This is a genomic window from Mesorhizobium sp. M0618 (genome assembly GCF_040320765.1).
In the GTDB taxonomy this organism is placed as follows: domain Bacteria; phylum Pseudomonadota; class Alphaproteobacteria; order Rhizobiales; family Rhizobiaceae; genus Mesorhizobium.
This window is the reverse complement of sequence record NZ_JAMYQH010000069.1, coordinates 1-4,199: the sequence shown is the minus strand read 5'-3', so window position 1 is coordinate 4,199 and position 4,199 is coordinate 1. Positions and strand designations below refer to the sequence as shown.

The window sequence follows — 4,199 nt, the reverse complement described above, 5'->3', positions numbered from 1 at the left end:
GGCATGCATCGTGAGATACTCGGCGATGAGGCGCCGCATTGCGGCATCATCGTCAATGACAAGAACATGTTTCAACGGCACACCTCGTTTTGGGGGTTGGGCCCCGATCAGGGTTGCATTACCTGAATCTGCAATCAAAAGGCATGTATTAGTGATGACATTACTTGAAATTGAACAACTGGTTCTCAAAACCCTCAACGCTCTAGTTGCCGAAAAAGTAGAGGTCTCGATGACAACCAGAATGCGGGATCTCGGCCTCGACAGCCTCGACTATAACGAGCTTGCTACGGCGATCGAGAGCCGACTTGGCTGGTTTGTCGACGATTACAAGCTCTGGCAATACGAGTCCGTAAGGCATGTCGCCGACGCCGTCGCCAGTCAGGAGTTGCGCACCGCGGAACCACCAGCAGTGCGGCAAGTGCTGGAGTAGTGCTGTAGGCACAGGTTACGGTGAGGGCAGCTTGGGCGGCGGTAGCTATGGCCATTGCTCCGTTTGTATCCGTGACTGGTGTGTTTGAGAACTGTTGGGTCAGCCCGGTCCATGTCGCAGTGCCGATGCCCCCTTGGTGGCGTTGCCCGCAATTGCGATCGCTGCGCCCAGGGCACCAATGCTGACGGTCGTTGTCAGGCCACCCGTCGAATTGTTGTCAGAGGCAACAGTGCCCACCACACCATCCCAATCGGTGGTCGTATAGACCGACATGTAGTCACGGAACACGCTCTCACTATACGTGGTCACGATCGTTGCCGTCGTACCGGTTGGCACGAGGGCTGACCACACTGACAGATAGACCACACCAGAATTGAAGATGCTTTCCACCTGAGCGAGAAGGGTGGCAGCCACACCCCCAATCGTCATACTGTTGACGGTCACTGCACTTTCGGTGTCAGTGGTCTCAGTTGTCACGATGACACGACGATTAGCGTGTGGCGCGACAAGAAGCGGAATGCTGGTGTGGGTGTAAACGGTCGTGGCAGTCGAGTCTTCGTGAGTGCCATTGAAGACCAGATCTATCGGGAACATTTTCTCCCAGACGCCCGAGCTGCGCACATAGACCTGTCGAGCCTTGGTCCAGAGGCTTGAGATTTTCACCCAGACGGCGCTGGCCGCCCCCCAGACCCCGGAGGCTTTGACGTAAAGGGCCATTACGGCTGCACCCAGAAATCACCGTCCACGCCGCCAGAAGGGGCAGCGGCCGAGATCGTGACGCTGCGATTTGCCATCGTGCCGACGCCGAGAAGCGCCTTGGTCTGGGCAATGGACTGCGGTCGACGATAATTGTCCCCGGTGCCGTCACTCGACACGCGACCGACGAAGCTCGTCACAGCGTCGGCACCTGTGGCGTAGGTCGAGCGGTACAAACGCGTCGTGATATCACCAGCGCCATCGCGCTGAGGCGATGAACATGTATGGCGAGAGCAGAACGTTTGGGGCGGGGCGGGACGAAGAGGTTGCGGAGGGCTGACAAGGTCGAGACGAAGCGTTGCAGGCCTCTCGGCGATCGGACCCCTGCATCATCCGCTCCCGTTTTCGCGGCGGCACATGGGAATTCTCCGCTCCGTTGTTCAACCCCTTGTGCGACCGGTGCTTGACGTCCGGCATCACCTGTCGCTTTGCCGCTCCATACGAGCGCAGCTAGTCGGTGATCATGCGCTTCGGCGCGAGCCCCTGCTTCTTCAACAGCCGCGTCAGCAAGCGCTTGGCGGCCTTGGTGTTGCGGCGGTTTTGCACGATTTCGTCCAGCACATATCCATCCTGGTCGACGGTGCGCCACAACCAAAGCTTTTTGCCGGGCGATGGTGACGACCACTTCGTTCAGGTACCAGACGTCATTCCGGCACGGCGGCTTGCGGCGCAAGCAGCGAGCGCAGTCCAGCCCGAACTTGATGCCCCACCGGCGACTTGTCTCATACGAAACCACGATGCCGCGTTCCAGCAGCATTTCCTCAACCAGGCGCAGGCTCAGCGGAAACCGGAAATAAAGCCAGACCGCGTGGGCGATAATAGGCGGCGGAAATCGGGGGGCGTGTAGCTGACGGCGGGCGTATTCATGCCCCCCGGCGTCCATGTCGCAAATCTTGACGATTGCTTTGTGTGTCAAGCCCGCCGCAGGTCTCAACGCGTTCAATGCAGACATTGTGAAAATCGCCCTATTCCGCCTTTTTTTACCGCCCCTTAAGTCCCCCGCTCGCATGCTTGTCGATGCCATTGAACTCATAGCCATCGGCCAAGGATTTTGGAAAATATGTTTCCGCTCGCAGCAGAAAACGTGAGAGTCGCTGTAGGCCTAACGTTAAGGGGAGAGAGCGGTTTGATTGGACGAAATGGGTACCGGAGTACCGAGTCATGAAGCCACGAGGTAATCTGGTCCGACTGAAGCAATTTCAGGTGAATGAGAAGCGGCGACAGTTGCACCAGCTAGACATCATGATTGCCGATTTCGAACGCATGGCGCGAGAACTGGACTTCCAGTTAAACGCCGAGGAAACGAAGGCCGGCATCTCCGATGTCAATCATTTCGCTTATCCGACGTTCGCCAAGGCCGCTCGCCTACGTCGTGACAACGTCAAGAATTCGCAATCGGACCTTCTGCGGCAGAGAACCGCAGCCGAGCCATGCCTCGCCGAGGCTGAAGCAGAGCTCTCCAAGGCGCAAATGCTAGAATCGCGCAGCGGCAGAGGCCACGACCTCGAACCCGGCAACCGAAGCGCCATGATCGGCTGAGCCGGATGGCTTCAGCGCGCCTCATTCGCGACACCCGACTGGCCGTTGGCGCGCGAGAGGCGTGCGGGCACTGTAAAGATATCAGCGTATTGATGCAGCGATAGCTGGTCGGGACGGCTGTCATGCTGCGGCGACATACGCGATTTTGTTCCAGATTTGCATGGCGGCGTTACGCAGGTATTGGGGGAAAGTGGAACTGGTTGGCACTCGGATCATCGGTGGAAACGAACCGCTGCCGGCGGATCGGCGCCTGGCGGCAACGCCTGGCGCTTTCGGCGGCGGCGGTAACGGCAAAGCAGGCTGGCCGGTCGAGGATGAAGCGGCACCTGCGCGATGCCGTTCTGCTCACGGCCGGGAGACGGGGTCGGCCCCGCCGGCCGGATGCTGCTCGCTTGGCGCGGCATCGTAAAGTCAACCGACAGCTTATGAAGATGTGCGTACATTGGGCCATGTCAGAAGTTGCTCGTGATCCGCTCTATGGTCGCCACCGCTTTCCCGCCGAGATCATTGCGCACGCGGTATGGCTCTACTTTCGCTTTCCGCTCAGCCTGCGCATGGTTGAGGACATGCTGGCGGCCCGCGGCATCATCGTCACGCATCAGACCGTTCGAAGCTGCGCGGAGAAATTCGGACGGCATTCCGCCCAGGAGATCAATATCAGCCGGCTGCCTGGGCGATAAATGGCATCTCGACGAATGTGTCGTGGCTATCAGTGGCAAGAAGCAGTGGCTCCGGCGTGCCGTCGATCAGGACGGCTTCGTCCTCGAAGTGCTGGTACAAAGCCGCCGAAATGCCAAGGCGGCAAAGCGTCTGATGCGCAAGTTGCTGAAAGCTCAAGGGCGGACACCACGGATCATGATCACCGACAAGCTCCGATCCTATGATGCCGCCATGCGCGACCTCATGCCCGGCGTCGAACACCGGTCGCACACAGGCCTGAATAATCGAGCGGAAAATTCGCACCAGCCGACCCGACGACGCGAAAGGATCATGAAACGCTTCAAGTCGGCACGCCAGCTTCAGCGGTTCGTTTCCATCCATGATCCGATTGCCGACCTGCTCACTTTCCCTGCAATGCGCTGTCATCGGCTCAACATCGAGACCTGCGTAACGCCCCATGCAAAACTGGAACAAAATCGCGTGTGTCGCCACAGCGTGACAGCCGTCCCGGCCAGCTATCGCTGCATCAAGCCGCTGAAACTTACAGTGCCGGGCGCGCTGCTACCTGAATTTCCTTACCGCTCAATCAATGTGACAGCACCGATTCTTCTCAACCGCGGCATGCCCTAAATCGTCACTTGCGTTCCGATCTCGACGACGCGTCCGGTCGGGATCTGGAAGTACTCCGTCGCGTCGGCCGCCGTACGCGCCAGGCCGATGAACAACCGGTCCTGCCACACCGGCATGCCGGAATTGGGCGAGGCCTTGAGCGAACGCCGTGACAGGAAGAACGAGGTCGTCATGATGTCGAACT

The 4,199-nt window shown here is 59.0% G+C and carries 5 protein-coding genes and 4 pseudogenes; 4 read left to right on the top strand and 5 right to left on the bottom strand.

What is annotated here, in order from left to right:
* A pseudogene (locus NKJ04_RS33505) lies at positions 1-75 on the bottom strand (DNA-binding response regulator); the annotation flags it as partial.
* Here NKJ04_RS33505 and NKJ04_RS33500 point away from each other — a divergent pair.
* Positions 56-430 carry an acyl carrier protein gene (locus NKJ04_RS33500; protein WP_352593620.1) on the top strand — a complete coding sequence of 125 codons (375 nt, stop codon included), beginning with the start codon at positions 56-58 and terminating at the stop codon, positions 428-430. The pseudogene NKJ04_RS33505 and the gene NKJ04_RS33500 overlap by 20 nt on opposite strands.
* 99 nt (positions 431-529) lie before the next feature.
* Here NKJ04_RS33500 and NKJ04_RS33495 read toward each other — a convergent pair whose 3' ends face one another.
* The 3 genes and pseudogenes from NKJ04_RS33495 to NKJ04_RS33485 form a co-directional block, all read right to left on the bottom strand.
* On the bottom strand, positions 530-1,147 hold the full coding sequence (locus tag NKJ04_RS33495; protein WP_023737119.1) for a hypothetical protein: 618 nt from the start codon (positions 1,145-1,147) through the stop codon (positions 530-532).
* Positions 1,147-1,326 carry a hypothetical protein gene (locus tag NKJ04_RS33490; protein ID WP_031194388.1) on the bottom strand — a complete coding sequence of 60 codons (180 nt, stop codon included), beginning with the start codon at positions 1,324-1,326 and terminating at the stop codon, positions 1,147-1,149. Before NKJ04_RS33490 ends, NKJ04_RS33495 begins: the two co-directional genes overlap by 1 nt.
* A pseudogene (locus NKJ04_RS33485) lies at positions 1,323-2,053 on the bottom strand (IS6 family transposase). The gene NKJ04_RS33490 and the pseudogene NKJ04_RS33485 overlap by 4 nt, the downstream one beginning before the upstream one ends.
* A 294-nt stretch (positions 2,054-2,347) precedes the next feature.
* Here NKJ04_RS33485 and NKJ04_RS33480 point away from each other — a divergent pair.
* The 3 genes and pseudogenes from NKJ04_RS33480 (at position 2,348) to NKJ04_RS33470 (ending at position 3,884) form a co-directional block, all read left to right on the top strand.
* Positions 2,348-2,725 carry a hypothetical protein gene (locus NKJ04_RS33480; RefSeq protein ID WP_023679574.1) on the top strand — a complete coding sequence of 126 codons (378 nt, stop codon included), beginning with the start codon at positions 2,348-2,350 and terminating at the stop codon, positions 2,723-2,725.
* Between the two features lie 122 nt (positions 2,726-2,847).
* A pseudogene (locus tag NKJ04_RS33475) lies at positions 2,848-3,099 on the top strand (DUF1403 family protein); the annotation flags it as partial.
* A 75-nt stretch (positions 3,100-3,174) separates the two neighbouring features.
* Positions 3,175-3,884, top strand: a pseudogene (locus NKJ04_RS33470) (IS6 family transposase).
* A gap of 127 nt (positions 3,885-4,011) precedes the next feature.
* Here the strand turns inward: NKJ04_RS33470 and NKJ04_RS33465 are convergent.
* A partial coding sequence (locus NKJ04_RS33465; RefSeq protein ID WP_352443283.1) for a KUP/HAK/KT family potassium transporter occupies positions 4,012-4,199 on the bottom strand: 188 nt, incomplete at its 5' end.

Coding starts and splice junctions, on each gene's coding strand:
- NKJ04_RS33500 (WP_352593620.1), top strand. CDS start 56: ATGACAAGAACATGTTTCAACGGCACACCTCGTTTTGGGGGTTGGGCC.
- NKJ04_RS33495 (WP_023737119.1), bottom strand. CDS start 1,147: ATGGCCCTTTACGTCAAAGCCTCCGGGGTCTGGGGGGCGGCCAGCGCC.
- NKJ04_RS33480 (WP_023679574.1), top strand. CDS start 2,348: ATGAAGCCACGAGGTAATCTGGTCCGACTGAAGCAATTTCAGGTGAAT.